Here is a 26113-nt window from a genome sequence, read left to right as displayed (position 1 = left end):
AATAGGTATTAAAAAGAGCGGTGCGGTAGGCTCTAAGGTTGCTCAAAAGTAAGCGGTCGATTATAGTAGCGTCTTGCGTTCGATGGTACCGAACGCACCAAATTTCAATAAATAGAGCATGTGGCACTTGGTAGGTGTCACCACTGGATAGGAAGGAAGTTTCATGCCTGTAATTACTCTCCCTGACGGAAGTCAACGCGAATTTGATAAACCGGTTTCAATCATGGATATCGCTATGGATATCGGGCCTGGTCTGGCGAAAGCGACTGTTGCTGGTCGCATCGACGGTGAGTTGGCCGACGCCTGCGATATGGTTGAACACGACGCTAAAGTAGAAATTGTCACACCGAAAGACGATGACGGTGTACATATTATTCGCCACTCGTGCGCGCATTTAATGGGTCACGCGGTTAAGCAACTGTGGCCAGACGCGAAAATGGCGATTGGTCCGGTTATCGACAACGGCTTTTACTATGATATTGACGTTGACCATACTTTCACCGACGAAGATTTAGAGAAAATTGAAAAGCGGATGAAGGAGTTGGCGAAAACCAACTATCAGGTCATCAAAAATAAAGTCAGTTGGAAAGAGGCGCGTGAAACTTTCGTAGACCGCCACGAGCCGTACAAAATCGAGATTTTAGACGAGAACATTCCAACCGATTCTCGGCCGGCGCTCTACCATCACGAAGAATACATTGATATGTGTCGTGGGCCGCATGTGCCTAGCATGAAATTCTGCGAACACTTTAAAGTCATGAAAGTGGCTGGCGCGTATTGGCGCGGCAACTCTAACAACAAAATGTTACAGCGTATTTACGGCACTGCCTGGGCAGACAAAAAACAATTAAAAGCCTATTTGAAGCGCCTGGAAGAAGCAGAAAAGCGCGACCATCGTAAAATAGGTAAGAACCAGGACTTATTCCATTGGCAGGAAGAGGCGCCGGGTATGGTGTTCTGGCACCACAATGGTTGGACTATTTTCCGTGAACTCGAAGACTTTGTGCGCGAGAAACTGCGTGAGTACGACTATCAGGAAGTAAAAGGTCCAATGATGATGGACCGTGTGCTGTGGGAAAAGTCGGGTCACTGGGAGAAATTCTCTGATTTGATGTTCACAACCGCTTCAGAAAACCGTGAATATGCCGTTAAGCCTATGAACTGCCCGGGACACGTGCAAATCTTTAACCAGGGGCTTAAGTCATACCGCGATTTACCGTTGCGCATGGCAGAGTTTGGTTCGTGCCATCGAAATGAACCTTCGGGGGCATTGCATGGTCTGATGCGTGTACGTGGCTTTACTCAGGATGACGCGCACGTTTTCTGTACTGAAGACCAAGTGCAGCCTGAGGTCGCAGCCTGTATTAAGATGGTTTACGAGACCTATGAAACCTTTGGTTTCGACAAAATCGACGTAAAACTATCAACGCGTCCTGAAAAGCGTTTAGGCGACGATGCAACCTGGGATCGCAGTGAAAAAGCGTTGGCCGACGCGCTGAAAGCGCACGATATCGATTTTGAATACTTGCCAGGCGAGGGCGCATTCTACGGTCCGAAAATTGAATTTACTTTGTTCGATTGCTTAGGCCGTGCGTGGCAGTGCGGGACGATTCAGCTGGACTTTGCACTACCAGGCCGCTTAGGAGCGACCTACGTGGGTGAAGACAACGAGCGTCATACTCCGGTGATGATTCACCGTGCTATTCTGGGCTCGCTGGAACGCTTTATGGGTATTCTTATTGAAGAATACGCCGGACATTTCCCGGTTTGGTTAGCACCGACACAGGTTGTTTTGATGAATATCACCGATAATCAGAGCGATTATGTGAAAAAGGTGGTAAAATCACTGAATGAAAAGGGAATTCGTGCCACGGCTGACTTGAGAAATGAGAAGATTGGCTTTAAAATCCGTGAGCATACTCTTAAACGAGTTCCTTATTTGCTGGTTGTCGGCGATAAAGAAGTCGAAGCTGGCGAGGTTGCGGTTCGTACTCGTAGCGGTGAAGACCTGGGTAAACTGGCTCTGGAAGACTTCATTGCAAAAGTTGAAGATGAAGTACGTACACGCAAAATTTAATAATTAGTTGGAGGAATAAACCATTAAAGGCGGAAAAAGAACTCAAAAAGCTGCAGATAAAAACCGTATCAACGACCAAATTACGGGCGTTGATGAAGTTCGCTTAATCGGAACCGATGGTGAACAAGCTGGTGTCGTCAGTATTAACGAGGCTCTTGATGCAGCAGCAGAAGCTGGTGTTGATTTGGTGGAAATGAGCCCTAACGCGGAGCCACCTGTCTGCCGCTTAATGGATTACGGCAAGTTCCTCTTCGAGAAGAGTAAAGAACAGAAAGAGCAAAAGAAAAAGCAGAAACAGATTCAGGTTAAGGAAGTTAAATTCCGACCTGGCACAGATGAGGGCGACTACCAGGTAAAACTGCGCAACCTGCGTCGCTTCCTCGAGGGAGGTGACAAAACTAAAGTCACTATCCGTTTCCGTGGCCGGGAAATGGCACACCAAGAGTTGGGTATTGAATTGCTAAACCGTGTTAAAGCGGACTTAGAAGAAATCTCAACTGTTGAGTCGTTCCCTAAAAGGGCCGAAGGTCGTCAGATGATTATGGTTCTGGCACCGGTTAAGAAGTGATCGTGGTTTACAAGTAGGCAGCTTGCTGTCTCACCCTTTCACACTTTCAATCAACAATGCGGAGTTTAATTTCATGCCAAAAATGAAATCAAACAAAGGCGCTTCTAAGCGCTTCAAAAAGACTGCTTCAGGCGGTTATAAGTGCAAGCAATCTCACTTGCGTCACATTCTGACTAAGAAAACTCCTAAGCGTAAGCGTCAGCTGCGTGCTAAGAGCATGGTCCACGAAGCGGACATTAAATTAGTCGATCGTATGTTACCGTACGCATAAGAGGAGATTAGCAAATGGCACGAGTAAAACGTGGTGTAATCGCGAGAGCGCGTCACAAGAAAGTCCTGAAGCAGGCGAAAGGTTATTATGGTGCCCGTAGTCGCGTTTATCGCGTTGCGGTACAGGCAGTCACTAAAGCAGGTCAATATGCATACCGTGACCGTCGCAACAAGAAACGTCAATTCCGTCAATTATGGATTGTGCGTATCAACGCTGCGGCACGTCAAAACGGTTTGTCTTACAGCCGCTTTATCAACGGCCTTAAGAAAGCATCAGTAGAAATCGATCGCAAGATCCTTGCTGATATCGCAGTTCACGATCAAAACGGCTTTGCTGCTTTGGTTGAGAAAGCGAAAGGCGCACTGTAAACAACGACTTTTTAAGTTCGTTTAAACAGATTTCAAAGGGAGCCATTAGGCTCCCTTTTTTGATCGTTTTTCTGATAGAATAACGCCTTTAAAAATCACGCTATAAAAGCCTATTGTCAGTGTTGAGGGAAACAATGCAATTAGAGGAAATCGTCGCACAAGCCGAAGCGGCCATCGCCAATGCGGATAACCCGCAAGCGTTGGATGACGTTCGTGTTCAATACATGGGGAAAAAAGGCCAATTAACAGAGCTGTTAAAAGGCTTAGGAAAACTTGACCCGTCAGAGCGTCGCGAAGCCGGCCAAAAAATTAACGAAGCTAAGCAACAGGTTCAAACCAGCATCAATTCGCGCAAAGAGTTGCTAAAAGCCGAAGAGCTAAAAGTCAAGCTAGAAGCAGAGCGTATTGATGTCACATTGCCTGGACGCAACTCTGCGGTTGGTGGTGTCCACCCGGTTACGCAGACTATTCGCCGTATTGAACAGTTCTTTGGTGATTTGGGCTTTAGTGTTAAAGAAGGTCCTGAAGTGGAAGACGGTTTCCATAACTTCGATGCATTGAACATTCCGGCGAACCATCCGGCTCGTGCAGACCACGATACCTTCTATTTTACTCCCTCAACGATGCTGCGTACTCAGACTTCGGGTGTTCAAATTCGTACTATGGAAGTGGAAAAACCACCATTGCGTATTATTTCGCCTGGTCGCGTTTATCGTAACGACTACGATCAGACCCACACCCCAATGTTTCATCAGGTCGAAGGCTTGATGGTAGACACTGACGTATCCTTTACGCAGTTAAAAGGCATTTTAGAAGATTTCCTGACTCACTTTTTTGAAGAGTCATTGCAAGTGCGTTTCCGTCCGTCCTACTTCCCATTCACAGAGCCTTCAGCAGAAGTGGATGTCATGGGTAAAGACGGTAAATGGTTAGAAGTACTGGGCTGCGGCATGGTGCATCCTAACGTGTTGAAAGCGGTTGGCATTGACCCGGAAAAATACACCGGCTTTGCCTTTGGTATGGGCGTTGAGCGCCTAACCATGTTGCGCTACGGCGTAACCGACCTGCGCGCGTTTTTCGAAAACGACTTACGTTTCTTAAAACAATTCAACTAATCCAGAATTCAGAAGGCATTTGCAGCATGAAATTAAGTGAACAGTGGTTAAGAGAGTGGGTTAACCCAGCCGTAGACAGCAACGAGCTTAGCGAGCAGCTGAGCATGGCTGGCCTTGAAGTCGACGGCGTCGAGCCAGTTGCAGCAGACTTCCATACAGTTGTGGTGGGTGAAGTGGTCGAGTGTGGCCCTCATCCCGATGCGGACAAGTTGCAGGTTACCAAAGTGAACACCAACGACGGCGAGTTGCTAGACATTGTGTGTGGTGCGCCAAACTGTCGTCAAGGTATTAAGGTGGTTGTCGCTAAGGTTGGTGCAGTTCTGCCGGGCGACTTCAAAATTAAAAAAGCGAAACTACGTGGGCATCCGTCGCACGGTATGCTTTGCTCGTTCAAAGAGCTGGGCTTAATTGACGACCATGAAGGTATTATTGAGCTGCCGGAAGACGCACCGGTTGGCAAAGATTACCGAGAGTATTTAGGCCTTGAAGACCATAGTATTGATATCGACCTAACGCCAAACCGCGGTGACTGTTTGAGTGTTCGTGGTATAGCTCGTGAGCTGGGTGTATTGAATCGACTGGATGTTAACGAGCCCGAAATTAACGACGTAGCAGCTAAAATTGATGAGCAAAAGGCGATTCATTTAGACGCGCCGGAGCAGTGCCCACGTTATTTAGGTCGTGTCATTAAAGGTATTGATGTGTCACGTCCAACGCCTATCTGGATGAGTGAAAAGCTGCGCCGTAGTGGCATCCGTAGTATTGATCCTGTGGTGGATATTACCAACTACGTATTGCTTGAGTTGGGCCACCCAATGCACGCGTTTGACTTAGATACGCTACAAGGCGATATTCACGTGCGTTTGGCAGCAGCGAAAGAAAAGCTGACACTGCTAGACGGTGAAGAAGTGGAACTCGATGACGATGTTCTGGTCATTGCTGATGAGCAAAAAGCCTTAGCAATGGCGGGTGTCTACGGTGGTAAAGACAGTGGTGTGACCGTTGAAAGCAAAAACATTTTCTTAGAAAGTGCGTTTTTTGCGCCGGACGCTATTTTAGGTAAAGCACGTCGCTTCGGCCTGCACACGGACGCATCTCACCGCTATGAGCGAGGTGTTGACCCACAATTGCAACGTACTGCTATGGAACGTGCAACGCAGTTATTGCTGGATATTTGCGGCGGCGAAGCAGGGCCAGTTACTGAGTCTGTGTCTGAGAAGCATCTGCCCGAGCGTGCTAACGTCAAGTTACGTAGCGCTCGCTTGGCCAAAGTGCTGGGCGTGCAAATTGCCGATGACGAAGTAACAGAAATTCTTCAGCGTCTGGGTCTGGAAGCAACCTATAACAGCGGCGAATGGCAGGTTCAGGTTCCGTCATACCGTTTTGACATTGCCATTGAAGAAGACTTAATTGAAGAAGTGGCGCGTGTGTACGGTTACAATGCGATTAAGGCAGCGGCGCCGGCGGCACAGCTTCGCATGACTGAGCGCAAAGAAGCTTCGGTTAGCCGCCATACGTTAACGAATGCACTTGTTGAGCGCGGTTATCAGGAAGCTATTACTTACAGCTTTGTTGATCCTAAGCATCAGGCCATGTTGTTTAACGAAACCGCAGCATTAACCTTGCCGCACCCAATTTCGGTCGATATGTCGTCTATGCGTGTCAGCCTTTGGCCTGGATTGGCCGGCGCTGTTGCGCACAACCAGAAGCGCCAGCAAGCTGTATTGGCGTTTGTCGAAACAGGCTTACGTTTTATTCCAGATGAAAGCGCTGAGAACGGCGTTCGTCAGGAGCCGGTGCTCGGCGGTATTCGTGCCGGAAAAGCACATACTGAACACTGGTCAGAAGGTGAGCGTGCTGTCGACTTTTTCGATGTAAAAGGCGACGTTGAAGCTTTATTGGAAAAAACAGGCGAGGCGCATTTGTTCCGCTTTGTGGCTGACCAGCACGATGCACTGCACCCAGGGCAGTCTGCGGCAATTTATAAAGGTGAACGTAAAGTCGGCTTCATGGGCGCTTTGCACCCACAGCATGAAAAGGCGCTAGGCTTAAATCAACGCGCTTTTGTGTTTGAAATTGAGCTGGACGCAATAGCTGTACGTCGTATTCCGGCAGCGCAGCCTGTGTCGCGTTATCCGAGTATTCGTCGTGACTTAGCCGTTATCGTTGATAAACATATTGCGGCGGGTGAACTCTTAGCTGCGATGGAAAATATTGGCGTAAAACAGTTAGTTGACCTAAACTTGTTTGATGTATACGAAGGTGACGGTGTGCCGGAGAACAAACGTAGTTTGGCATTGTCTATAACATTACAGGATGCCGATAAAACGTTAGAAGAGGCAGACGTTACCGAAATAATGACTCAATTTGTAGAGATCTTAAAAAGTGAGTTTAATGCAACACTGAGGGATTAAACTATGGCGCTAACCAAAGCAGAATTGGCGGAAGTCCTGTTCGAGAAACACGGTATTAGTAAGCAAGACGCTAAAGCGCTTGTTGAAGATTTTTTTGAGGAAATACGCGCTGCTTTGGAAAGTGGTGAGCAGGTCAAGTTATCAGGTTTTGGTAACTTTGAGCTGCGAACTAAAGGCCAACGTCCGGGAAGAAACCCTAAAACGGGTGAAGAAATTCCAATTAAAGCTCGCCGTGTGGTGAGCTTTAAACCAGGACAGAAATTTAAGAGTCGTGTAGAAAATGCAGAGCCTGAGTAAAATCAGGCTCTTTTTTATGGAAGCAGTTAAGCTCTAAAGAACAAGCTGCTGAAGGGGTTTAGCAGTCTGCTGACACCAGAAGTGAAATGCAGCGGGGCATCAAGCGTTGCCAGAGTCAGGCAGTCTTGCTCCTGAGTTTCAGGCGTATGTGTTTTAGACGGATCCAGCAGCACAAAATCACCATCTTTGTACTCATCTTTCTCGTCATTGAACACACCATCCAGTACAAGTGTCGCTTCTTTGCCTTTATGAGTATGTTCCGGAACTTTGGCGCCCGGCGCCATGTAAATCAGGTTCGTCTGATTACCATTGTCCAGAGTCAAAGGCGCACGCCACAATTTACCAACCAGCTTCGACCATTTGCCAATACGGTGGCTGTTATGAGCCAAAGTTCGGGGCAGGGTGAAACGGCGACCCTCAAGGTACAACGTCTCGTTAGGTTCGTTTTCAAGCTTACTGCAGACTGACGACTCGAAAATGGCTTCCAGCATTTGGTCGCACTGACTTTTAGTCATTGCGTTGCTGGCCACATTAACAATAGTGTCGAGGTTGTCCTCACACAGCTTTTGTTCAATGTCGCACACCGTCCGACGACATGCTTTACACATATCGACGTGAGTCCCTACGACTATCGTCATCGCTGCGCTGAGATCAGCTGCAGCGTATTGGTATAAAAGGGCTTCGCCCGGGTGCGATTTAATCATCATTTACTATCAACTCTTTTAATTTCTTAAGTGCTAACCGAGTTCGGGACTTAATAGTCCCTAAAGGCACGCCAAGCGCATCAGATACTTCCTGCTGCGACTTACCTTCAATGTAAATTTTCTCAATAACAACACGCTGAGCGTCAGGAAGTTGCGCATAATATTGCGAAATTTCCTGCATCAGCACATCGTTATCCAAACTGTAACCATCGTCTAAGCTATCGTTTTGCTCTGACAAAATAGGCCATAATTCATCGGCGCTAATGTCGTCTTTACGCTTTTTATTTTTGCGTAAAAGGTCAAAGCGAATATTACGAGCAATGGTAAATATCCAAGTAGACGGAGAACCTTTATCGGGCTTAAACAAATGCGCTTTATGCCAAACGTTAGTCATGGTTTCCTGAACCAGGTCCATGGCCGTTTGTTCGTTGCCAAATTGCCGTGTTGCGTAAGATTGCAGTTTAGGAGCGAAATGTCGGAACAGCTCACTAAATGCCGCTCGACTTCGCGTTTCCGCTATACTTGCAAGCAGTTCCGCTGCACGTTCTGCAGCGTCTGTTTGGGTGGTATTCATAGACCCCCGGGTCGATGTTCTTCCTGACACCATCTGCATAATTAGACCTGCTATCTTTCCACAATGTACTAATTAATACTTACGACCTGAGTATTCAGATCACTCGATGACAGAAATTTATTTATTTGCCCATTAAGTCTAGCAAATATTCCTGCGTTTTTAGACAACTTTCCTCTTTTATTAGGGTTTGTTTCGTGTCTGTATCGAGCGGAAGAATTTCAAGCCAACGAGAACAAAGCCAGTCAAGGCGTTCATAATTTAAGCTAGGCAATAATTCGGACAGTTCAGGGTAGGTTTCGTAAGCCTCCTGAAGCTTCTCCATTAAGTTTTTGCAGGTTTCGGGGAGTTCCGCTTGTGGCCATGGCGGCAAGAACTCAACGTTGCCGACCCGAAGATTGTCTGACTCTAACCAGTGTCCGAGAATGCGAACGCGGTTTTGTCCCTCAACAGTAATGCCCAGTAAACCGTCGTTGCGCGGCTCGAAATCAATAATTTTGACGGATGTTCCGTACGGGCGAATGTAGTCGTCCTCTGACGGTGACTTATCGTTGTCAAACATGGCAATAACGAACTCGGCGTCGTTCTGAAGCGAGTCTTTTACCAACCGTATATAACGAGGCTCAAATATGCGCAGCTTCATGCGCCCCTCAGGCAACACTTGAGAGGTGAGGGGGAAAATCGGTAACTGCTTAGACAACGACATAACACCTCATTTCGTTGAATTCGTGTGAATTACCCTCTTCTACGTGCGTTAAATCAAAGTTGGATCTATTTTTGTTACAACAAACGAAACTATTTTTTACAAAGCGTCGTAAATTAAACCAGCACAACACTGGAACGATGTTACAAGAGGGAAGCACAGTGCGTTTAAAAGTTGGTATTAGCTCCTGCCTTATGGGTGATGAAGTACGGTTTGACGGTGGACACAAACGGTCCGCGTTTGCCACGGACGAATTGACTCGTCACATTGATTTAGTTCGCTTTTGTCCCGAAGTTGGCATTGGCATGCCAGTGCCCAGACCTACGATTCGATTGGAAAAGCATGGTAACGAAGACAGCGAGACCGTCGAAGCGGTAGTACCTAAAACCGGTGAAATAGTTACAACGAAGCTGTCTGATTTTGCTGACAAAATTCAGATTAAGGCAAAAGATTTGAGCGGCTATATTCTTTGCGCAAAGTCACCCAGTTGTGGAATGGAGCGTGTGAAGCTTTATGACCCTGAAACTGGGCATGCTCGCAAAGAAGCCACGGGCATTTTTGCTTCTCGCCTGCAAGAAAATAATCCGGCCATGCCGCTAGAGGAAGACGGTCGTTTAAACGACCCTCATCTACGCGAAAACTTCATTATGCGGGTTTATGTGTATGGGCAGTGGAAGCAAATTGAGGATACGCCAACGAAGAATAACCTGTTGAGCTTCCATAGTTCCTGTAAGCTTTTGCTGTTAGCACACAACCAGCAACGCTACAGAGAGTTGGGGAAACGACTGGGCGAGGCAGATACTGTCGATGCTGAGTTTGCTACGCAGTATATCCGGGACGTAATGGAGGCATTATCGGAGCCGGCATCGCGCCGTAACCACACCAATGTACTGCAACATATTCAGGGGTATTTTAAAGGCGATTTAGAGCATCAACAGCGCGAAGAGCTCAGCGATATTATTTTGCAGTATCACGATGGCATTCTACCGTTAATGTCGCCGTTAACGCTTATAAAGCACTATTTACGCGAGTTTCCGAAAGCGTATCTTGAAAACCAGTGGTACCTGAACCCGTACCCGGTCGATTTGAAACTTCGTTATGGTCTATAAAGGGCTGAACCAATGAAAAAAGCAATTTGGTTTCGAAGCGACTTACGAACGCTGGATAACGAAGCGCTGTACCTAGCTTGTCAGTCTGAAAGTGCTCCTGAAGCTATTTTTCTGGTGTGCGAAGACACCTGGCAGCGTCATCATTGGGCACCTATCAAGCAGGACTTTTTGTGGCGCACTTTAGAGGTGTTAAATAAAAACTTGTCGGCTCTGGGTATTAAACTGCATATAAAAAACGCCGGGCGCTTCTCAAACGCTGGTGGGGCGCTTCGGGAGTTTTGCAAAGAACACAGTATCGATAAGCTGTACTTTAATGCCGAATACGCACTCGATGAGAAAAACCGTGACAGGGCGGTTACTGCAGTATTGGAGAATGATGGCGTTGAGGTAAGCCTGCAACACGGAAACCTATTAATTAAGCCCGGCATGGTTAAAAACCAGCAAGGTGAGTACTATAAAAAGTTCACACCTTTTAATAAGCGCTGGCGGGCGGTTCTAGCAAAGGAAATTGACGTAACACCGCTTAAACCGAACTCTTTCCCGAACGTTAACACCGAACCTTTACCGAACGTTTCGTTAAAAACAGAAGACTCGTCGCACTATCCAGCAGGGGAAGATGCGGCATTGAGTAAGCTCGGACAGTTTGTTGGTCACTCTGTAGAGACCTACAAGTCGGGGCGCGACCGTCCTGACCAACGCCATACGTCTGAACTTTCTGCCTACCTTGCGGTTGGAGCTATTTCTCCTGTGACAGCAGCTAGAGCGTTGCAGCAATTCTCGCCGGAGTTTCCTTATGGCTTGCCGGAAGGACCGGATACCTGGCTCACAGAGCTTGCCTGGCGAGAGTTTTATCAGCATTTAATGGACTTTGAGCCTAGACTGTCAAAAGGGGAGAGCTTCCAGAGAGAAACCGACAGTATTCAATGGCGCGACGACGAAGAAGGGTTTAAGGCCTGGTGCGAAGGGAAAACCGGCTACCCCATTGTCGATGCCGGTATGCGTCAGTTGAAAGAAACCGGCTGGATGCATAACCGCTTACGCATGATAACGGCTAACTTTTTAGTCAAAGACCTACTCATTGACTGGCGCAAAGGTGAGGCTTTTTTCATGCAACACTTAATTGACGGAAGCTTTCCGGCAAACAATGGTGGTTGGCAATGGAGTGCGTCTGTAGGCACTGACGCGGTGCCCTATTTTCGGGTATTTAACCCGGTAAAACAGAGCGAGAAATTTGATCCGCAGGGTACGTATATTCGTAAATGGGTTAAAGAGTTGGAGAGTGTGCCGGACAAACACATTCACTGGCCACATGAGTGGTTAAGTAAGAATCAACAAAATGAATATTGTCCACCTATCGTCGAGCACAAAGCCGCTCGTGAACGTTTTTTAGCAACCTTTAAGCAGGTGAAACATGGATAACAAAGAGTTGGTCGACGCACTAAAGTCTTTTTATGACGAATTAAAAACCGACAACCTTGATGACATGGACGACATGTATCACGACGAGGTGAGTTTCACAGACCCTATTCATCAGGTTGTTGGGTTAGAAGACTTAAAAGAGTACTTCAAAGGCACAATGGAGAACGTCGAATACTGCCACTTCACGTTTGACGACGAGTGCGTTAGTGAAGACAAAGCCTATTTGTCCTGGCAGATGCGCTACGCACACCCAAAAATTGGCAATGGTATGGAAGTGATATTACCCGGCGTGTCTTATATTAGTTTTGAAGACGGCAAAATTAGAGAGCAACGCGACTACTACGACTTAGGCGCGATGCTTTATGAACACGTACCACTAGTGGGCTACGTGATAGATAAAATTAAAAGCAGGCTAGTAGGCGAATGAGTATTCTAATTACGGGTGCGTCGTCCGGTATTGGACGTCAGCTGGCGTTGGACTATGCCGAAAAAAGTGAACGAGTCATTGTTTGCGGGCGTAACCAGAGTGCGCTTGAAGAAGTGCAGTCGGAGTATCCTGAGTTTATAGATACGCTGGCGTTCGATATTACCGACAAGAACGCAACCATAGAAGCACTGAATACTGTTGAAGTGTTAGACAGCGTTATTTTGTGCGCCGGTGTTTGTGAGTATTTGGATACTAACAACTTCGACGCAGATATGTTTGAGCGGGTATTCCGGGTGAATGTGTTTGGCACCATGAACTGTGTGGAGGCTGCTTTACCTAAAATGAAGGAAGGCTCGCGACTGGTTATTGTTGATAGTCTGGCAAGGCTTTTGCCGTTTACCAAGGCACAAGCTTACGGTGGCTCAAAAGCGGCTATGCATTACATAACCCGTAGCCTTGAGGTTGACTTAAAAAAACGAGGAATACGTGTTCAAAGCGTATCTCCAGGCTTTGTTAAAACCCCTATGACCGACGCAAACGAGTTTGAAATGCCAATGCGGGTAACGGTTGAAGAGGCTTCAAAAGCTATTATTAACGGCATTGAGAAAAATAAAAGAGATATCGCATTTCCTAAGCTTTTCAGTGGGATGCTCAAGTTTATGGGACTTCTTCCGGAAGGCATGCAGGTGAAGCTTTCCGAGTATATGGCAAGGAAGCAGTAAATGAAAATAGCAGTTATAGGTAGTGGTATTGCAGGGTTAACCTGCGCCTATTATTTAAGTCGCGAACACGAAGTGAGTGTGTTCGAAAAGCGGGATCGCATTGGGGGCCATACCTGCACCAATGACGTAAAAATTAACAACACGATGTACGCTGTCGATACCGGGTTTATCGTGTTTAATGACAAAACCTATCCGCGTTTTAAGCGTTTGTTGCGCGAGTTAAAAGTGGCTTGGCGGGACACAGAAATGAGCTTCAGCGTCACCGATCCTAAGTCAGGTTTAGAGTACAACGGGAATAACTTAAACACCTTATTTGCCCAGCGCCGAAACTTGTTCAGCCGTAAGTTTTACCAACTTATTTCAGGCATTCTGACTTTCAATAAAGCGGCCAAAAAAGCGTATGAGCAGGACATTGAAACCCTCGACAAGGTGACTTTGGGCGAGTTCTTAAAAGAGCACGATATTCCGCAAGTAGTGTCTGACTATTACCTATTACCCATGGTGTCTGCTATCTGGTCGTCAACACTGGCTGACGCAGAAGCCTTTCCGCTCGGTTTCTTTCTGCGCTTTTTTAATAATCATGGCTTATTAAATGTCAGTGACAGACCACAGTGGCACACGCTCATTGGTGGTTCTAAAGCTTATATTCCTATGCTGACCGAACCTTATGCCGAGCGTATTCATTTGGGCAGTGAAATAACATCGGTAACACGAGAGCATGATCAGGTAACCCTGAACTTTGCCGATGGTAAACAGCAGTTCTTCGATGAAGTGGTTTTCGCTTGCCATAGTGACCAGACATTACAACTATTGGGCGATGCCACAGATGATGAAAAAAGTGTATTAGGTAATATTCCATACCAGCCTAATGAGGTCGTGTTACATACCGATGCCTCGCTGTTACCTAAGAAAAAGCGCGCCTGGGCGAGCTGGAACTATTTATTAAGAACAGACAAGGGTGCTGAACAACAACCCAGCTCTGTGACCTATAACATGAACATTCTTCAGGGCATAAACTGCGAAGAGACCTTGTGCGTGACTTTGAACAACACCGCAATGATAGATCCGGAAAAAATCTTAAAAACCATGACCTTTGATCACCCGCAGTATTCTGTGGCGTCAATGGCAGCCCGTAACCAGCGAAACCGTATTTGCGGGCAGAAAAACACACATTTTTGCGGTGCATACTGGTACAACGGCTTCCATGAAGATGGCGTGCGCAGTGCGCTTGATGTGGTTAATCGCTTGAATAAAGAGCAGGTTCCCAACCAATGAAAAGCGGTATTTACTGGGGGGACTTATACCACGCCCGGTACAAGCCTAAAAAGCATGAGTTCCATTACAAATTCTTCCAGTGGGCAATAGACCTGTCGGAGCTGGAAGAGGCGCACAAGTTGAGCCGCTGGTTCTCCTGCAAAGGCTTTGCACCGCTATGGTTTCGCCGAAAAGACTATTTGAAAAAAGTACCTGGGACCTTGCAGCAGGCCGCTCTGGCAAAAATGTCCGAACTGGCCAATGAAAAATTGGAAGGTCGCGTGGTATTCGTCGGCAATATTCGAACTTTTGGGTTGTTTTTTAGCCCCGTTAACCTCTATTTTCTCGAGCAGCAGGATACGTACACCTATATGCTGGCGGAAGTCAGTAATACTCCCTGGTTGCAGCGGCATTATTATTTAATCGACTTAAGTGAAAAAGAGCCGACCAGTAAAAAGGTGTTTCACGTATCTCCGTTTAATCCTATCGATATGACTTACCACTGGCGTATAAAACCGCCGTCTGAAAATTTGTTTGTGCAAATAAGTGCGCATCAGAACGAGAAAGATTTTGTCGCCGGTATGAATTTATCGCACTCACCGCTAAACCAAGAAGGCATCCACCGCGTATTAAAGAAAACGCCTGTTATGGCTTTAAAAATAATAGGCGGTATTTATTGGGAAGCGTTAAAGCTATTTATAAAGCGGGTACCGTTTTACGGTCATCCAGGAAAATAATCTTAGTAAAGGAAAAGCGTTATGCCTGGTAGTGAGGTGGCATTGGAAACTCGAACTCAGCGCGGGTTTTGGAATAATCAATTTCGCCATGTGGCGTTTAAACTATTAAGCCATTTAGAAAAAGGCGAGCTGGTTATTGCCGAAAACGGACGCACGATTGAACGTTTTGGTGAAAAAAACTCTGATCTAAGCGCGACAATTAACGTGCTGTCCGCGGACTTTTATCGCCGCTTGGTGACCGGTGGAAGCATTGGTGCGGCCGAGCTTTATATTGATAAGAGTTGGGAAACCGATGACTTGACCTCGGTTATTCGCGTGTTTGCTCGCAACCTGCCTGCACTAGACAAACTAGAAACGCGCCTGGCTTGGCTGACGTATCCGTTCAATAAGTACCAGCATTGGTCAAACCGAAACCATAAGTCGCAAGCAAAGAAAAACATTTCGGCTCACTATGACTTAGGTAACGAACTGTACACTCGGTTTTTAGATGATGCGATGCAGTATTCCAGCGCTTTGTTTTTAACGGACAATGACTCGCTGGACACTGCTCAGAACAACAAAATGAAGCGCCTATGCGACTCTTTAGAGCTGACAAAAGACGACCACTTGCTTGAGATTGGCACGGGCTGGGGCGGTTTAGCGGTTTTTGCAGCGAAAAACTACGGCTGTAAAGTCACCACCACAACCATTTCTGAAGAACAATTCCAGTACGCAAAAGCGCGGGTTGAGAAAGAAGGGCTGGAAGATCAGATAACACTGCTTAAAAACGATTATCGCGACTTAGAAGGGCAGTATGACAAGTTGGTATCGGTTGAAATGATAGAAGCGGTTGGTAAGCAGTATCTACCGACCTTCTTCAAAACCTGCAATCGGTTGTTAAAGCCGCACGGTAAAATGGCGTTGCAGGCTATAACCATAGCAGATCAGCGTGAGAAAGCTTATGCGCGTTCGGTCGACTTTATTCAGAAACATATTTTCCCGGGCGGTTTTCTACCGTCTTTGAGCCAGATGACTCAGTTATTTAGAAGAAACACCAACATGGTCGTCAGAGACGCTTTTGATTTTGGTTTGAGTTACGCCAAAACCTTGAATATATGGGCGCAAAACTTTAATGAAAAAGCCGAAGAGCTGGCCAAGTTTGGTTATGACGAGCGCTTTTCACGACTTTGGAATTATTATTTCAGTTACTGTGAAGGTGGCTTTTTAGAAAAGCGTGTATCGGTTGTACAAGTTGTTGCGGACAAAAGCCAACTGTAAACCCGGGCGCTGAAACGGAAGGTATTTATGCACAAAATTATCAGCTTTGTTTTGTTTAACGGTATTTGGTTTAGCGCCGTAGTTGGGCGGAACGATTACCTTTGGCTGACAATTGCTTTAGTGCTGGTACAGGTCGTTTATAGCCTGCGTATTGGGAAGGTTCACTGGACTCTCGTAGCACGATTGTTTGCTGTAGGCCTGTTACTTGAGGCTATTAGTATCGGTCTGGGCGTTATTGATTTTGTTGGCGGTTATTTCCCGCTATGGCTAGCTTTATTATGGCTGGGGTTTGCGGCAATGGCGCCGGTGGCACTCGATTGGTTAGCCAAGAAAACGTGGTTGGCATTGTTGGCGGGCGCTGTCTCCGGGCCTATTACCTACATAACCGGCGTTGAATTTGGCGCAGCGGCTATTGAGTCAACCGTTATAACTGTCGTGACTTATGCCGTCGTTTGGTCATTGATGATGGGCTATTTCGTTTACCTTATGACGAGCAAACCTAACGAACGTAAGGAGGTATTGCCATGAGAAAATTTATGCTAGCGGCATCGGCTTTGCTAGTGAGCGCATTGAGCACTCCTGCGTTTGCGGCAAGCTGTGAAGCGTCAGTTCCCGGAGACTTCTCCAAGGTTGGTGAAACCCGCCTGAGCGTTTTGTTCTGGGATGTTTATGACGCAACTCTTTATAGCCCATCGGGTAAGTATGAAAAGAGTGAGCGTCAGGCGCTTAGACTGAATTATTTACGAGATATTGATGCTGCTGACCTTATCGAAACCACAGAAGAAGAGTGGCAGAAATTAGAGCTAGACTCGTCGGGGCATGACGAGTGGCTGGCGAAGCTGAAAGATATTTGGCCGGATATCAAAGAGGGCGATTGCCTTCTTCTGGTGGAAAGTGATAACGGTTATGCCGAGTTTTATCAGGGCGAAGAGCTGTTAGGCACAGTTGAGAGCCAGGTGTTTACTGACCAGTTCTTAGCCATTTGGTTGTCACCGGAAAGCCGCTTTGAAGACGAGCGCAACGAACTTGTAGGAGCAAAATAATGGTTAAATTAATAAGAACCTGTTTTCTTATCAGCGCTTTTGCGCTGTTGTCGGCTTGTTCAACCGGTATTGATACTTACAAGTCAGCCAAGCCCGTCTTGAAGCTGGAAGAGTTTTTTAAAGGCGACTTAGTGGCTTATGGTATGGTTCAGGACTATAGCGGCGAAGTGATACAACGCTTTACTGTTGAAATGACCGGAACCTGGGACGGCAACGAAGGTAAACTGGATGAATACTTCACCTATGCCGATGGCCGCGAGCAGCGTCGTATTTGGTACATTACCAAAACCGGTGAAAACAGCTATGAAGGCCGTGCTGATGACGTCGAAGGCGTTGCAAAAGGCACTACTGCCGGTAACGTTCTTAACTGGGAGTATCAGTTAGAAGTACAAATGGACGGAGAGCCGCTGGTTCTAACTCTTGATGACTGGCTGTATTTAGTGGATGAGAACAATATGATCAACCGTACCAACATGTATAAGTGGGGTATTCCGGTTGGTGAAATCACGCTTTATATTGGTAAAAAATAAAGGTTAAGAAACGCTGTCATAAGCCGATAACAGACGTATAATGCACGTAAGTGTTAAACGTAATCTGGGAATCGGCTGTGGCAATTAATTATCCGTCATTTACTTACAATAACCCGCGTATACAGGGACAAACTGTATTCATTAAGCGTGGCCCGCATCAGGGAAAGCTGGGTATTATTACTAAGGTGATGGACAACGAACGTTTCCTGGTATCTCAGGCGGACTTTGGCTCTGAACAGGTAATTTTCAAGCGCAGTGACTTTTTAGTGCACCGTTACCGTAAAATTAAGGTGCCTATTGACCGTGTGGCGGGTAAAAACCCCGACGTGTTATAGCAATAGCCAAGAGTTAGGTATTAAAAAAGCGACATCGTAATAATGTCGCTTTTTGCGTTTCTGACCGGCAGAAAATTAAGCAGAACTGCGCGGTAAACGACAGTCAGTGCCTTTGTCTTCCAACTTCTTCTTCCACAGCTCTTTTGCCGTTAAGCCGCCAGAGTTTGACTTTTTAACAGCCGGCTTTTTAGCGGCAGCCTTTTTAGGCGCTTCTTTCTTAGCTGCTGTTTTCTTAGGCGCAGCCTTTTTAGTATCAGACTTAGTTTCGGTTTTCTTTGCTGCCGCTTTTTTGTCTGATGCTTTTTCGGCTTTAGCCGGTTTACCTTTTGCTAAAGCTTTCGCGTCTTCGTCCAACTGCGCAAGACGAACGTTTTTGCCACCGTCAACGCTGTACCAGCCGTTACTTGCTTCAATCTTTGGCTTTTTACCATGAGCTTTTTCATAAGCTTCGGTATATTCTGCCAGTACCTTTTCTTTATCCAGTTTGCTCATGCAAATTTTCCTTTATTCAAGGGTTACTTTAAAACTCTGCTTAAAAAAGCTTCACACTTCGTTTATACCGTTTTTTCGGATTATTGTCTAATTTACGTTAATATAACGTTTTTTCAGGCCTTTTAAGCGAGAAAGCAGTATGACAATTAAGCGTTCTGAACTTCACCATTATTTGAATTCGTATTTGAACAGCGGGGCGATAAAAGACTATTGCCCAAACGGGTTACAGGTAGAGGGCTCTGAGTCTATAGGCAAAGTTATTACCGGAGTGACAGCGTGTCAGGCCCTAATTGACAGAGCTGTTGACGAGCAAGCCGACGCTATTCTCGTGCATCATGGTTATTTCTGGAAGGGCGAGCCTGAGCCTATAACAGGCATGAAAAAAGCACGTATCAAACAACTGCTGAAGCACGACATTAATTTATTTGCGTACCATTTACCGCTCGATGTTCATCCTGAGGTGGGTAATAACGCCCAGTTGGCAAAGCTTATGGGCTGGCAAATGGAAGGGCCGGTAGATGCAAATGATCCGGCGTGCCCTTTAGTTATGGGCTCTTTAAAAGAGTCGATGACAGGGCAGTTGCTGGCGAAGGAGCTTGAACAGAAACTCCAGCGCCCACTGACCTGCTGGGTAGAGCCTATTCGGCCCATTCAGAAACTAGCTTGGTGTACAGGGGGCGGACAAGGCTTTATCGACCGGGCGGCAGCGTTGGGTGCCGATGCGTTTATTACCGGCGAAGTATCAGAGCCAACTATTCATAGCGCCCGCGAACAAGGTATCGGTTTTTACGCGGCCGGCCATCATGCTACAGAGCGTTACGGAGCAAAGGCCTTAGGTGAACATATTGCTCAGAAGTTTAGCCTGGACGTTCAATTTATTGACATAGACAGCCCAGCTTAGGCGGAACGTAAATGAAAAATGAAAAACGCTCGCGTGGCGACTTTAGCGGTATCAGTAAAAAGTTCTCGAAAAACATTTACGATAGTACGAAAGGCCGCTTGAGAATGGCGGTTCTTAAGGAAGACTTACAACCGCTATTAAACGGCGAGCCTTGTCGGGTACTGGATGTTGGTGCTGGGCTGGGGCAGGCCAATGAGTGGTTTCTGGAAAAAGGCTTCGAGGTTTTGCACACTGACATTTCAGAAGAGATGGTTGAAGCCGCTCGCTTGCGCCACAAAGAGCTAGGGTTAGCCGATAACTGTCGCTACCAAACGGCCGATTTAGCGACGTTAGCAAGTAATGAAGACCAATTCCCAATAGTGCTCTGCCATGCGGTTTTGGAGTGGATGCCAGATGCCGAGACAGCGTTAACCCAGTTAAAGACGTTATTAGCACCGGGTGGTACGCTCTCGCTTATGTTCTATAACCGCAATGCAAAGCTGTTTGCTAATGCCATTTACGGCAATTTTGATTACATAGAACGAGGGTTAAAGGTTAAGAAAACAGTACGGCTAAGTCCGCAGAATCCGTTAGTGCCGGACGAGGTTCAAAACATGCTGAATGAGCTTGGGCTTAAGGTTATTCAAAAAACTGGTGTTCGCTGTTTTCATGACTATCTGAGAAACCTGGATGATCAGCAGCGCTTTGACGAACTGCTGGCGATTGAACTGAAATATAATCAGCAGCCGCCTTATCGTGATTTAGGGCGCTACCAACATTGGTTGATTAAGAAACCGGAGAACGAACAATGACAACACAGTGCGCATTTATTGGTTTAGGTGTTATGGGCTATCCAATGGCCGGACACTTGCAAACGAAAGGCTTTGATACCTGCGTGTATAACCGTACTGAAAGTAAAGCAAAAGCGTGGGTTGAACAGTATCAGGGGCGGTATGGTGCAACACCGGCACAAGCGGTGAAAAATGCGGATATTGTTTTAGTCTGTGTGGGTAACGATGACGATGTGCGTAGCGTGTTCTATGGCGACAATGGCATTTTAGGTGGTTTAAAAAGTGGGGCCATTGTGGTTGATCACACGACGGCGTCAGCAGAGCTGGCCAGAGAACTTAACGAAGCTGTGAAAAAGCAAGATGGTCAGTTCCTTGATGCGCCCGTATCGGGCGGGCAGGCAGGTGCAGAGAATGGTGTTCTGACAGCTATGATCGGCGGCGAACAGTCTGCTTTTGACGAAGTTAGCGACGCGTTAGCGTGTTATACCAAAACGCGTGAGCTGATGGGTGAAGCGGGAGCCGGGCAGTTAGCCAAAATGGTAAACCAAATTTGTATTGCGGGTGTGGTACAAGGGTTATCTGAAGGTCTACAGTTTGCGCGCAAGGTAGGGTTAGACCCGGACAAACTTATTGCGGCTATCAGCCAGGGCGCCGCTGGCTCCTGGCAAATGGAAAACCGTTATAAAACAATGTGGAATAACGAATATGAGCATGGCTTTGCGGTAGACTGGATGCGCAAAGACTTGAAAATTGCATTGAACGAAGCCGACAGACAAGGTCTTTCTATGCCGTTAACAGCCTTAGTTGATCAGTTCTACGCCGATGTTCAGAAAATGGGTGGCAACCGCTGGGACACTTCAAGCCTGTTGGCCCGCCTGGAAAAATAATCTAACCGCGGTGGCCTGATGCTACTGCATCAGGTGAAATGTCAAAAAAGAGCGCCTGGCAATAAAAAAGGAGACTCGCATGAGTCTCCTTTTTAGTGGTTTATCACCAGTATCGGCTTATCTAAAGCCTTTACGACGCAGGGCGTTAGTGGTGAACTCGTCACGGCTCACTTCAATATCCCATTCCATGTATGGGCTTTCTTCGTTACCCAAGCCAAGAGAGATATAACGACCAGAGTCTAAGTCGTACAGCGCTTCTGCAGCCATCCATGGTACGTCCTTGTTATAGAACTGAGTATTCAGTGCTTCACCAACACGCCATAGCTCACCGCGACCGTCATAGTGGTCGATGATAGAAGCTGTCCAGCTGTCTTCGTCAATGTACATTGTGCGTTTTGAGTAGATGTGACGCTCGCCTTCTTTAAGGCTACCTTCCACAACCCAAACACGGTGTTTTTCATAACGGATAAGATCCTGGTTCATGTGACCTGCCTGAATAATATCTTCATAGCTTAATTCAGGGTTCATGATCTTAAAGTTGTTATAAGGGATATAAATTTCTTTTTTGCCCTTAAGTTCCCAGTTGTACTTGTCTGGGGCACCGTTATACATATCCAGGTTATCTGAAGTACGCAGACCATCTGCCGCTGTACCCGGACCGTCATAGGCGACGTTAGGTGCACGACGGACACGGCGCTGACCGGCGTTGTAAATCCATGCGCGGCGGCCTTCTTTTACCTGGTTAATGGTTTCATGAACCAACAGAACAGTACCGGTTAAGCGAGAAGGCGCTTCAACTTCCTGCATGAAATAAAACAGAATGTTGTCATCGGCTTCCTGACGACCGGTTTCAAGGTACTCAGGGAACGCCAGAGTTTCTTTCAGCTCTACCGTCACATAGTCGCCATTTGAAAGTACCGGGAACTGCGCAATGTTACGAGTCACAGCGCCACCACGGTAACGAGTAATGTGGTTCCAAACCACTTCCAGACCGTTTTCCGGAATAGGAAATGGAATGGTGGTATCAAAGTTCTCTAAACCGTTACCACCGGCAGCCATTTCTGCGTTTTCCGCGTTTGACTTAATTTTTGGCCACAGTTCATCCGGGTAGGTTGCTGTACGGTGAGTTGGGTAAACGTGCATTTTGTAGCTCGAGTATTTCTCGAACATAGCCACTTGACCTGGCGTTAAGTTGTCTTTGTATTCGTCCAGGTTGTCGTGAGTAATAGTAAATAACGGTTCTTCATTGGCGAAAGGGTCGTTACCGCGAACAACTTCAACGGAGTTATCAGAGTAACCACCGTCCCACGCAGGGATTGAACCATCGGCATTTGCCGCTTTCTCAGCACCAATTGGTGTTAAGTCTTGACCAAGCCGTGCGGCTTCTTCAGGTGATACTTTAGCCGCAACGCTCGCGGAAATCACCGACATGGCGAATACGCCAGCTTTTAGCATCAGTTTATTCATTATGATTTTCCTTGTTGTTCTACTTTCCAACATCACTTTGCCAGAGGACTGACCTCTCAGGCAACACTTTAACGAAAAAAAGCACGAAATTAACGAAAAAAGGTTTTCAAATTATCTTGAGCTTATACAATCCTATGACATTTTGAGTACCCAGGAGGTTCCATGCGTTCGTCTTTTGCCCAATTCGGGCTGTTGTTGGGTGCGTTGTTTAGCACCGCAGTATATGCCCAGGATGGCAATACAACAACAAACACTGATTACGAAGTTATCAGTGCACCGGCACTGCCGTCTGATGAAATAGAAAGAGAAGTTCTCATTGAAATCGCATCAAATGGTCAACAATTGGTTGCTGTTGGCGCACACGGTAATGTGATTCGTCAGGAAGAGAGCGGTAGCTGGATACAGGCCAATGTGGATAGCAGCGTATTAATTACCAGTGTGGACTTTGCGAGCGCAGAAAAGGGCTGGGCGACCGGACATCACGGCGTTATTTTAACAACTGAAGACGGCGGTCAGACTTGGACGCGTCAACTGGACGGCTTTCAGTTAATGGAGCTGGAAAAAGCGTTTTACCAGAAAAAAGTAGCTACTCTTCAAGAGCGTCTGGAAACCGAAGAAGATAAAGAGGTTATCAGCGAACTTGAATGGCAGCTAGAAGAAATGCAATTCCAAATCAGCAATATTGAAGTTGCTGAAGAAGAAGGCCCAAGCAAACCGTTTTTGGATATTTTAGCGGTAGATGAGCAAACAGCTTTCGCAATAGGAGCTTATGGCACCTTCTTAAAAACCGCTGACGGTGGTGCTAACTGGCAGGTTATTTCTGACAAGCTGGAAAACCCGGGTGGTTACCATTTAAATGCGATTATTGCTCGCAACAGTGACTTCTTCATTGTTGGAGAGGCGGGCTTGCTGTTTAGTAGTGAGAATAGCGGAGAAGACTGGATGCGCTTAGAATCACCGTATCGAGGCTCCTTGTTTGGGGCGCACTTAGATAATGCCAATAACTTATGGGTGTATGGCTTGCGTGGCAACGCTTATGTGTCGGAAGACAAAGGACAGTCATTTGAGCAAATAGAAACCGGTACTCGCGTGAACTTATCGGCTGGTGTAGCAACAGACTCAGGAGAACAACTAATCGTTGGCCACTCTGGAACCATTTTAAAAGTGGATGCAGCTCTTAACGTTGAATTGTTAAGACACCCCAGCGGCTCGGTAATGACTGATATTGTTGTGGTCAATGACGGCGAATGGCTCATGACAGGACGCAGTGGTCTATTACACTGGCCCGCTAAAGTCACCGAAGAAGAAGCGTTGGCATCTCAACAAGGAGCGCAGTAACAATGGATAATCCAATATCAAAAAAGCCGGCGGGAATTATTGAGAAGTTACTTTTTGGTTTTCGAGCGCCCTGGCTGGTCATCTTTTTACTGATCACTGTTTTTCTGGGTTACAACGCCGCTCAGGTGCGCCCGGACGCAAGCCTGACCAAGATGATTCCAACGCATCATCCGTTTATTCAAAACTACTTTGAGTATCAGGATGACTTAGCCAGCTTGGGCAACGTGGTCCGTATTGCTGTTGAGCACAAAAACGGCGATATTTTTGACGCCGAATTCCAGCAAGAACTTCAGGAAATAACTGACGAAGTCTTTTTTATTCCTGGTGTTAACCGTTCAGGGCTGAGAAGTCTGTGGACCCCTAATGTTCGCTGGATGGAAGTAACAGAAGAAGGCTTTGTGGGTGGCCCGGTTATTCCTGACGGCTATGACGGCAGTGAGCAGTCGTTAGAACAGCTGCGTACAAACGTACTGCGCTCTGGCGAAGTGGGCAACTTGGTGGCGAATAACTTTGAGTCCACTATTATTTATGTTCCGCTTGACGAAGTTCACCCTGAAACAGGCGAGAAGCTGGACTATCAGGAGTTTTCAGAAAAGCTGGAGACCTTGGTTCGCGACAAATACCAAAGCGATGATATCGGTATTCACATTACGGGGTTTGCTAAGTTAATTGGTGACCTTATCGAGGGCGCTGAGCAGGTCGGTTTGTTCTTCTTGCTGGCCATCGCTATTACGTTAGCCATGCTATATGCCTACAGCCGTTGCTGGCGTAGCACTTTCACGGTACTAGGCTGCTCTATTATCGCAGTACTTTGGCAGCTGGGTATTATTAAGCTTATTGGTAGTGGTATTAACCCGTACTCCATGCTGGTGCCGTTCCTGGTCTTTGCAATAGGGGTCTCGCACGGTGTTCAGGTCATCAATGCCATTAGCCATAATAGAGTTGCAGGCTTCGACAAGCTTGAGTCAGCCAAACTGGCGTTTCGCGGCTTGTACGTGGCGGGCTTAACGGCGCTTGCCAGTGATGCTATTGGCTTTACCACGTTAATGGTCATTGATATCGAAGTCATTAGAGAGCTGGCCATTGCCGCCAGTATTGGTGTGGCAGTTGTGGTTCTGACCAACCTCGGCTTGTTACCTATTCTTATGTCATACCTGGGCACCTCAAAAAATGGTGTGGAGTATGAGAAACGCATTGAAGGCGAGCGTCATCCAATATTTGAGCTGTTCTCCAAGTTTACCCAACCCAAGTGGGCGTATTCCGCAGTAGCGGTTGCATTAGCGATGTTGGCCTGGGGCTTAATAAACAGCCAGAACATGGAAATTGGTGACCTGGACAAAGGGGCTCCGGAATTACGTCCTGACAGTCGTTACAATCAGGACAACGCCTTTATTGTCGACAACTACAGCTCAAGTACTGATATTTTTGTTGTTATGGCGGCTTCAGCCCCAGAGCAATGCATTGCTTACGACAACTTAGAGCTAATGGAGCGCTTCAGCTGGCACATGGAGAACACTCCAGGTGTGCAAGACGTTAAATCAGTCGTCTACGTGTCAAAAATGGGCATGTTCGGTATTAATGAGGGGAACTTGAAGTGGTTCAGTCTTAACCGCAACAAGTATGTTATTAACGCCTCATTAAGCCGCATTCCAGATGGTTTAATTAATAACGACTGCTCAATGGCACCAATCATCATTTACCTGGATGATCACAAAGCCAAAACGCTGCAAACGGTCGTAGACTCTGTGGAAAGCTTTAATGGTCGCTACCAGCAGGAAGGTCTTGATCTACTAATGGCTGCCGGTAATTCCGGTATTGAAGCGGCAACGAACTCCGTTATTGAAAAAGCCCAGAATAAAATGTTGTTGTGGGTTTATGGTGTCGTTATTGTGCTGTGCTTCATTAGTTTCCGCAGTTTACGAGCGGTTGCTTGTATTATCTTACCTCTTGCCTTTACGACTGTAATGAGCCAAGGCTTAATGGCGGTGCTGGGTATTGGTATTAAAGTGGCTACTTTGCCGGTTATTGCCCTGGGTGTTGGTATTGGTGTCGACTACGGCATTTATATTTACAGCAAGGTGAAAGAGGGCTTACAGCAGGGTATGTCGCTGCATGACACTTATAAATACTCGTTGGATAGCACGGGTAAAGCGGTTGGCTTCACCGGCCTAACGCTGGCCATAGGTGTCGCAACCTGGATATTCTCGCCAATTAAGTTCCAGGCGGATATGGGCATATTGCTGACCTTTATGTTCCTCTGGAATATGTTGGGCGCGCTTATTCTTATTCCGGCACTGGCACGTTTATTCCGGGTTGGCAGTAAGAACGAGAAATAAC

The 26113-nt window shown here is 46.7% G+C and carries 28 protein-coding genes; 23 read left to right on the top strand and 5 right to left on the bottom strand.

The window, feature by feature from the left end:
• Window positions 1-163: 163 nt before the first annotated feature.
• The 7 genes from thrS (at window position 164) to UM402_RS07250 (ending at window position 7110) form a co-directional block, all read left to right on the top strand.
• Window positions 164-2077 (top strand): threonine--tRNA ligase, encoded by a 1914-nt coding sequence (thrS, locus tag UM402_RS07280; protein WP_058579047.1) that lies wholly within the window; start codon window positions 164-166, stop codon window positions 2075-2077.
• 22 nt (window positions 2078-2099) lie between these two features.
• Window positions 2100-2645, top strand: coding sequence for a translation initiation factor IF-3 (gene infC, locus UM402_RS07275; RefSeq protein WP_129496489.1), 546 nt, complete (start codon window positions 2100-2102; stop codon window positions 2643-2645).
• 73 nt (window positions 2646-2718) lie between these two features.
• On the top strand, window positions 2719-2916 hold the full coding sequence (gene rpmI / locus UM402_RS07270; protein ID WP_053953836.1) for a 50S ribosomal protein L35: 198 nt from the start codon (window positions 2719-2721) through the stop codon (window positions 2914-2916).
• Window positions 2917-2930: 14 nt separating this feature from the next.
• Window positions 2931-3284: a 50S ribosomal protein L20 gene (gene rplT, locus UM402_RS07265; RefSeq protein WP_053953835.1), complete on the top strand. Its 354-nt coding sequence runs from the start codon at window positions 2931-2933 to the stop codon at window positions 3282-3284.
• A 134-nt stretch (window positions 3285-3418) separates the two neighbouring features.
• Entirely contained in the window at window positions 3419-4399 is a 981-nt protein-coding gene (gene pheS / locus UM402_RS07260) for a phenylalanine--tRNA ligase subunit alpha (RefSeq protein WP_058579049.1), read from the top strand.
• Window positions 4400-4425: 26 nt separating this feature from the next.
• On the top strand, window positions 4426-6813 hold the full coding sequence (pheT, locus tag UM402_RS07255; protein WP_058579050.1) for a phenylalanine--tRNA ligase subunit beta: 2388 nt from the start codon (window positions 4426-4428) through the stop codon (window positions 6811-6813).
• 3 nt (window positions 6814-6816) lie between these two features.
• Window positions 6817-7110: an integration host factor subunit alpha gene (locus UM402_RS07250; RefSeq protein ID WP_058579051.1), complete on the top strand. Its 294-nt coding sequence runs from the start codon at window positions 6817-6819 to the stop codon at window positions 7108-7110.
• 26 nt (window positions 7111-7136) lie between these two features.
• Here the strand turns inward: UM402_RS07250 and UM402_RS07245 are convergent, their stop codons facing one another.
• The 3 genes from UM402_RS07245 to UM402_RS07235 form a co-directional block, all read right to left on the bottom strand.
• Entirely contained in the window at window positions 7137-7817 is a 681-nt protein-coding gene (locus tag UM402_RS07245) for a ChrR family anti-sigma-E factor (RefSeq protein ID WP_058579052.1), read from the bottom strand.
• Entirely contained in the window at window positions 7807-8427 is a 621-nt protein-coding gene (locus tag UM402_RS07240) for a sigma-70 family RNA polymerase sigma factor (RefSeq protein ID WP_058579053.1), read from the bottom strand. Before UM402_RS07240 ends, UM402_RS07245 begins: the two co-directional genes overlap by 11 nt.
• A gap of 82 nt (window positions 8428-8509) precedes the next feature.
• Window positions 8510-9091, bottom strand: a complete 582-nt coding sequence (locus tag UM402_RS07235; protein ID WP_058579054.1) for an LON peptidase substrate-binding domain-containing protein — start codon at window positions 9089-9091, stop codon at window positions 8510-8512.
• 137 nt (window positions 9092-9228) lie between these two features.
• Here UM402_RS07235 and UM402_RS07230 point away from each other — a divergent pair, with 137 nt between their 5' ends.
• From UM402_RS07230 to UM402_RS07180, 11 genes are all read left to right on the top strand, one after another.
• A complete protein-coding gene (locus tag UM402_RS07230) occupies window positions 9229-10197 on the top strand; it encodes a YbgA family protein (protein ID WP_058579055.1) in 969 nt (322 codons plus the stop codon).
• 12 nt (window positions 10198-10209) lie between these two features.
• Window positions 10210-11616, top strand: coding sequence for a deoxyribodipyrimidine photo-lyase (gene phrB / locus UM402_RS07225; protein ID WP_058579056.1), 1407 nt, complete (start codon window positions 10210-10212; stop codon window positions 11614-11616).
• Complete coding sequence (locus tag UM402_RS07220) at window positions 11609-12043, top strand: nuclear transport factor 2 family protein (RefSeq protein WP_053953826.1); 435 nt, start codon at window positions 11609-11611, stop codon at window positions 12041-12043. The genes phrB and UM402_RS07220 overlap by 8 nt, the downstream gene beginning before the upstream one ends.
• The gene (locus tag UM402_RS07215) at window positions 12040-12765 is read left to right on the top strand and encodes an SDR family NAD(P)-dependent oxidoreductase (protein WP_058579057.1); all 726 of its coding nucleotides are present in this window, start codon (window positions 12040-12042) and stop codon (window positions 12763-12765) included. Before UM402_RS07220 ends, UM402_RS07215 begins: the two co-directional genes overlap by 4 nt.
• Entirely contained in the window at window positions 12766-14040 is a 1275-nt protein-coding gene (locus UM402_RS07210; RefSeq protein ID WP_058579058.1) for an NAD(P)/FAD-dependent oxidoreductase, read from the top strand.
• On the top strand, window positions 14037-14756 hold the full coding sequence (locus UM402_RS07205) for a DUF1365 domain-containing protein (RefSeq protein ID WP_058579059.1): 720 nt from the start codon (window positions 14037-14039) through the stop codon (window positions 14754-14756). Before UM402_RS07210 ends, UM402_RS07205 begins: the two co-directional genes overlap by 4 nt.
• A 21-nt stretch (window positions 14757-14777) precedes the next feature.
• Window positions 14778-16013 carry an SAM-dependent methyltransferase gene (locus UM402_RS07200; RefSeq protein WP_058579060.1) on the top strand — a complete coding sequence of 412 codons (1236 nt, stop codon included), beginning with the start codon at window positions 14778-14780 and terminating at the stop codon, window positions 16011-16013.
• Between the two features lie 27 nt (window positions 16014-16040).
• Window positions 16041-16541, top strand: a complete 501-nt coding sequence (locus UM402_RS07195) for a DUF2878 domain-containing protein (RefSeq protein ID WP_058579061.1) — start codon at window positions 16041-16043, stop codon at window positions 16539-16541.
• Window positions 16538-17056: a chalcone isomerase family protein gene (locus tag UM402_RS07190; RefSeq protein WP_058579062.1), complete on the top strand. Its 519-nt coding sequence runs from the start codon at window positions 16538-16540 to the stop codon at window positions 17054-17056. Before UM402_RS07195 ends, UM402_RS07190 begins: the two co-directional genes overlap by 4 nt.
• Entirely contained in the window at window positions 17056-17586 is a 531-nt protein-coding gene (locus UM402_RS07185) for a DUF3833 domain-containing protein (protein ID WP_058579063.1), read from the top strand. Before UM402_RS07190 ends, UM402_RS07185 begins: the two co-directional genes overlap by 1 nt.
• A 77-nt stretch (window positions 17587-17663) precedes the next feature.
• Window positions 17664-17921, top strand: coding sequence for a DUF3912 family protein (locus UM402_RS07180; RefSeq protein WP_058579064.1), 258 nt, complete (start codon window positions 17664-17666; stop codon window positions 17919-17921).
• Between the two features lie 75 nt (window positions 17922-17996).
• On the opposite strand, the gene UM402_RS07175 is transcribed toward UM402_RS07180, so the two are convergent.
• Window positions 17997-18413, bottom strand: a complete 417-nt coding sequence (locus UM402_RS07175; RefSeq protein ID WP_058579065.1) for a hypothetical protein — start codon at window positions 18411-18413, stop codon at window positions 17997-17999.
• Between the two features lie 139 nt (window positions 18414-18552).
• On the opposite strand from UM402_RS07175, the gene UM402_RS07170 reads away from it, so the two are divergent.
• Genes UM402_RS07170 through UM402_RS07160 form a run of 3 tightly spaced genes read left to right on the top strand, consistent with a single transcriptional unit; the run spans window position 18553 to window position 20971 of the window.
• Window positions 18553-19314 carry a Nif3-like dinuclear metal center hexameric protein gene (locus UM402_RS07170; protein ID WP_058579066.1) on the top strand — a complete coding sequence of 254 codons (762 nt, stop codon included), beginning with the start codon at window positions 18553-18555 and terminating at the stop codon, window positions 19312-19314.
• Window positions 19315-19325: 11 nt separating this feature from the next.
• Entirely contained in the window at window positions 19326-20105 is a 780-nt protein-coding gene (locus tag UM402_RS07165) for a methyltransferase domain-containing protein (RefSeq protein ID WP_058579067.1), read from the top strand.
• The gene (locus UM402_RS07160) at window positions 20102-20971 is read left to right on the top strand and encodes an NAD(P)-dependent oxidoreductase (RefSeq protein WP_058579068.1); all 870 of its coding nucleotides are present in this window, start codon (window positions 20102-20104) and stop codon (window positions 20969-20971) included. The genes UM402_RS07165 and UM402_RS07160 overlap by 4 nt, the downstream gene beginning before the upstream one ends.
• Before the next feature lie 117 nt (window positions 20972-21088).
• Here UM402_RS07160 and UM402_RS07155 read toward each other — a convergent pair whose 3' ends face one another.
• Window positions 21089-22438, bottom strand: a complete 1350-nt coding sequence (locus tag UM402_RS07155; RefSeq protein WP_058579069.1) for a DUF1329 domain-containing protein — start codon at window positions 22436-22438, stop codon at window positions 21089-21091.
• Window positions 22439-22600: 162 nt separating this feature from the next.
• On the opposite strand from UM402_RS07155, the gene UM402_RS07150 reads away from it, so the two are divergent.
• Window positions 22601-23776 (top strand): WD40/YVTN/BNR-like repeat-containing protein, encoded by a 1176-nt coding sequence (locus tag UM402_RS07150; RefSeq protein WP_058579070.1) that lies wholly within the window; start codon window positions 22601-22603, stop codon window positions 23774-23776.
• A gap of 2 nt (window positions 23777-23778) precedes the next feature.
• Entirely contained in the window at window positions 23779-26112 is a 2334-nt protein-coding gene (locus tag UM402_RS07145; protein ID WP_058579071.1) for an efflux RND transporter permease subunit, read from the top strand.
• Window position 26113 lies beyond the last annotated feature (1 nt).

The sequence above is a fragment of the Idiomarina sp. OXR-189 genome (assembly GCF_034373425.1).
GTDB classification, from domain to species: domain Bacteria; phylum Pseudomonadota; class Gammaproteobacteria; order Enterobacterales; family Alteromonadaceae; genus Idiomarina; species Idiomarina zobellii.
Note: the sequence above shows the minus strand (reverse complement) of the source record. Positions and strands in the feature narration are given on the sequence as shown.

Excerpts from the sequence above, each read along its gene's own strand:
- thrS (WP_058579047.1), top strand. The coding sequence starts at position 164 with ATGCCTGTAATTACTCTCCCTGACGGAAGTCAACGCGAATTTGATAAA.
- rpmI (WP_053953836.1), top strand. The coding sequence starts at position 2,719 with ATGCCAAAAATGAAATCAAACAAAGGCGCTTCTAAGCGCTTCAAAAAG.
- rplT (WP_053953835.1), top strand. The coding sequence starts at position 2,931 with ATGGCACGAGTAAAACGTGGTGTAATCGCGAGAGCGCGTCACAAGAAA.
- pheS (WP_058579049.1), top strand. The coding sequence starts at position 3,419 with ATGCAATTAGAGGAAATCGTCGCACAAGCCGAAGCGGCCATCGCCAAT.
- pheT (WP_058579050.1), top strand. The coding sequence starts at position 4,426 with ATGAAATTAAGTGAACAGTGGTTAAGAGAGTGGGTTAACCCAGCCGTA.
- UM402_RS07250 (WP_058579051.1), top strand. The coding sequence starts at position 6,817 with ATGGCGCTAACCAAAGCAGAATTGGCGGAAGTCCTGTTCGAGAAACAC.
- UM402_RS07245 (WP_058579052.1), bottom strand. The coding sequence starts at position 7,817 with ATGATGATTAAATCGCACCCGGGCGAAGCCCTTTTATACCAATACGCT.
- UM402_RS07240 (WP_058579053.1), bottom strand. The coding sequence starts at position 8,427 with ATGCAGATGGTGTCAGGAAGAACATCGACCCGGGGGTCTATGAATACC.
- UM402_RS07235 (WP_058579054.1), bottom strand. The coding sequence starts at position 9,091 with ATGTCGTTGTCTAAGCAGTTACCGATTTTCCCCCTCACCTCTCAAGTG.
- UM402_RS07230 (WP_058579055.1), top strand. The coding sequence starts at position 9,229 with ATGTTACAAGAGGGAAGCACAGTGCGTTTAAAAGTTGGTATTAGCTCC.
- phrB (WP_058579056.1), top strand. The coding sequence starts at position 10,210 with ATGAAAAAAGCAATTTGGTTTCGAAGCGACTTACGAACGCTGGATAAC.
- UM402_RS07220 (WP_053953826.1), top strand. The coding sequence starts at position 11,609 with ATGGATAACAAAGAGTTGGTCGACGCACTAAAGTCTTTTTATGACGAA.
- UM402_RS07215 (WP_058579057.1), top strand. The coding sequence starts at position 12,040 with ATGAGTATTCTAATTACGGGTGCGTCGTCCGGTATTGGACGTCAGCTG.
- UM402_RS07210 (WP_058579058.1), top strand. The coding sequence starts at position 12,766 with ATGAAAATAGCAGTTATAGGTAGTGGTATTGCAGGGTTAACCTGCGCC.
- UM402_RS07205 (WP_058579059.1), top strand. The coding sequence starts at position 14,037 with ATGAAAAGCGGTATTTACTGGGGGGACTTATACCACGCCCGGTACAAG.
- UM402_RS07200 (WP_058579060.1), top strand. The coding sequence starts at position 14,778 with ATGCCTGGTAGTGAGGTGGCATTGGAAACTCGAACTCAGCGCGGGTTT.
- UM402_RS07195 (WP_058579061.1), top strand. The coding sequence starts at position 16,041 with ATGCACAAAATTATCAGCTTTGTTTTGTTTAACGGTATTTGGTTTAGC.
- UM402_RS07190 (WP_058579062.1), top strand. The coding sequence starts at position 16,538 with ATGAGAAAATTTATGCTAGCGGCATCGGCTTTGCTAGTGAGCGCATTG.
- UM402_RS07185 (WP_058579063.1), top strand. The coding sequence starts at position 17,056 with ATGGTTAAATTAATAAGAACCTGTTTTCTTATCAGCGCTTTTGCGCTG.
- UM402_RS07175 (WP_058579065.1), bottom strand. The coding sequence starts at position 18,413 with ATGAGCAAACTGGATAAAGAAAAGGTACTGGCAGAATATACCGAAGCT.
- UM402_RS07170 (WP_058579066.1), top strand. The coding sequence starts at position 18,553 with ATGACAATTAAGCGTTCTGAACTTCACCATTATTTGAATTCGTATTTG.
- UM402_RS07165 (WP_058579067.1), top strand. The coding sequence starts at position 19,326 with ATGAAAAATGAAAAACGCTCGCGTGGCGACTTTAGCGGTATCAGTAAA.
- UM402_RS07160 (WP_058579068.1), top strand. The coding sequence starts at position 20,102 with ATGACAACACAGTGCGCATTTATTGGTTTAGGTGTTATGGGCTATCCA.
- UM402_RS07155 (WP_058579069.1), bottom strand. The coding sequence starts at position 22,438 with ATGAATAAACTGATGCTAAAAGCTGGCGTATTCGCCATGTCGGTGATT.
- UM402_RS07150 (WP_058579070.1), top strand. The coding sequence starts at position 22,601 with ATGCGTTCGTCTTTTGCCCAATTCGGGCTGTTGTTGGGTGCGTTGTTT.
- UM402_RS07145 (WP_058579071.1), top strand. The coding sequence starts at position 23,779 with ATGGATAATCCAATATCAAAAAAGCCGGCGGGAATTATTGAGAAGTTA.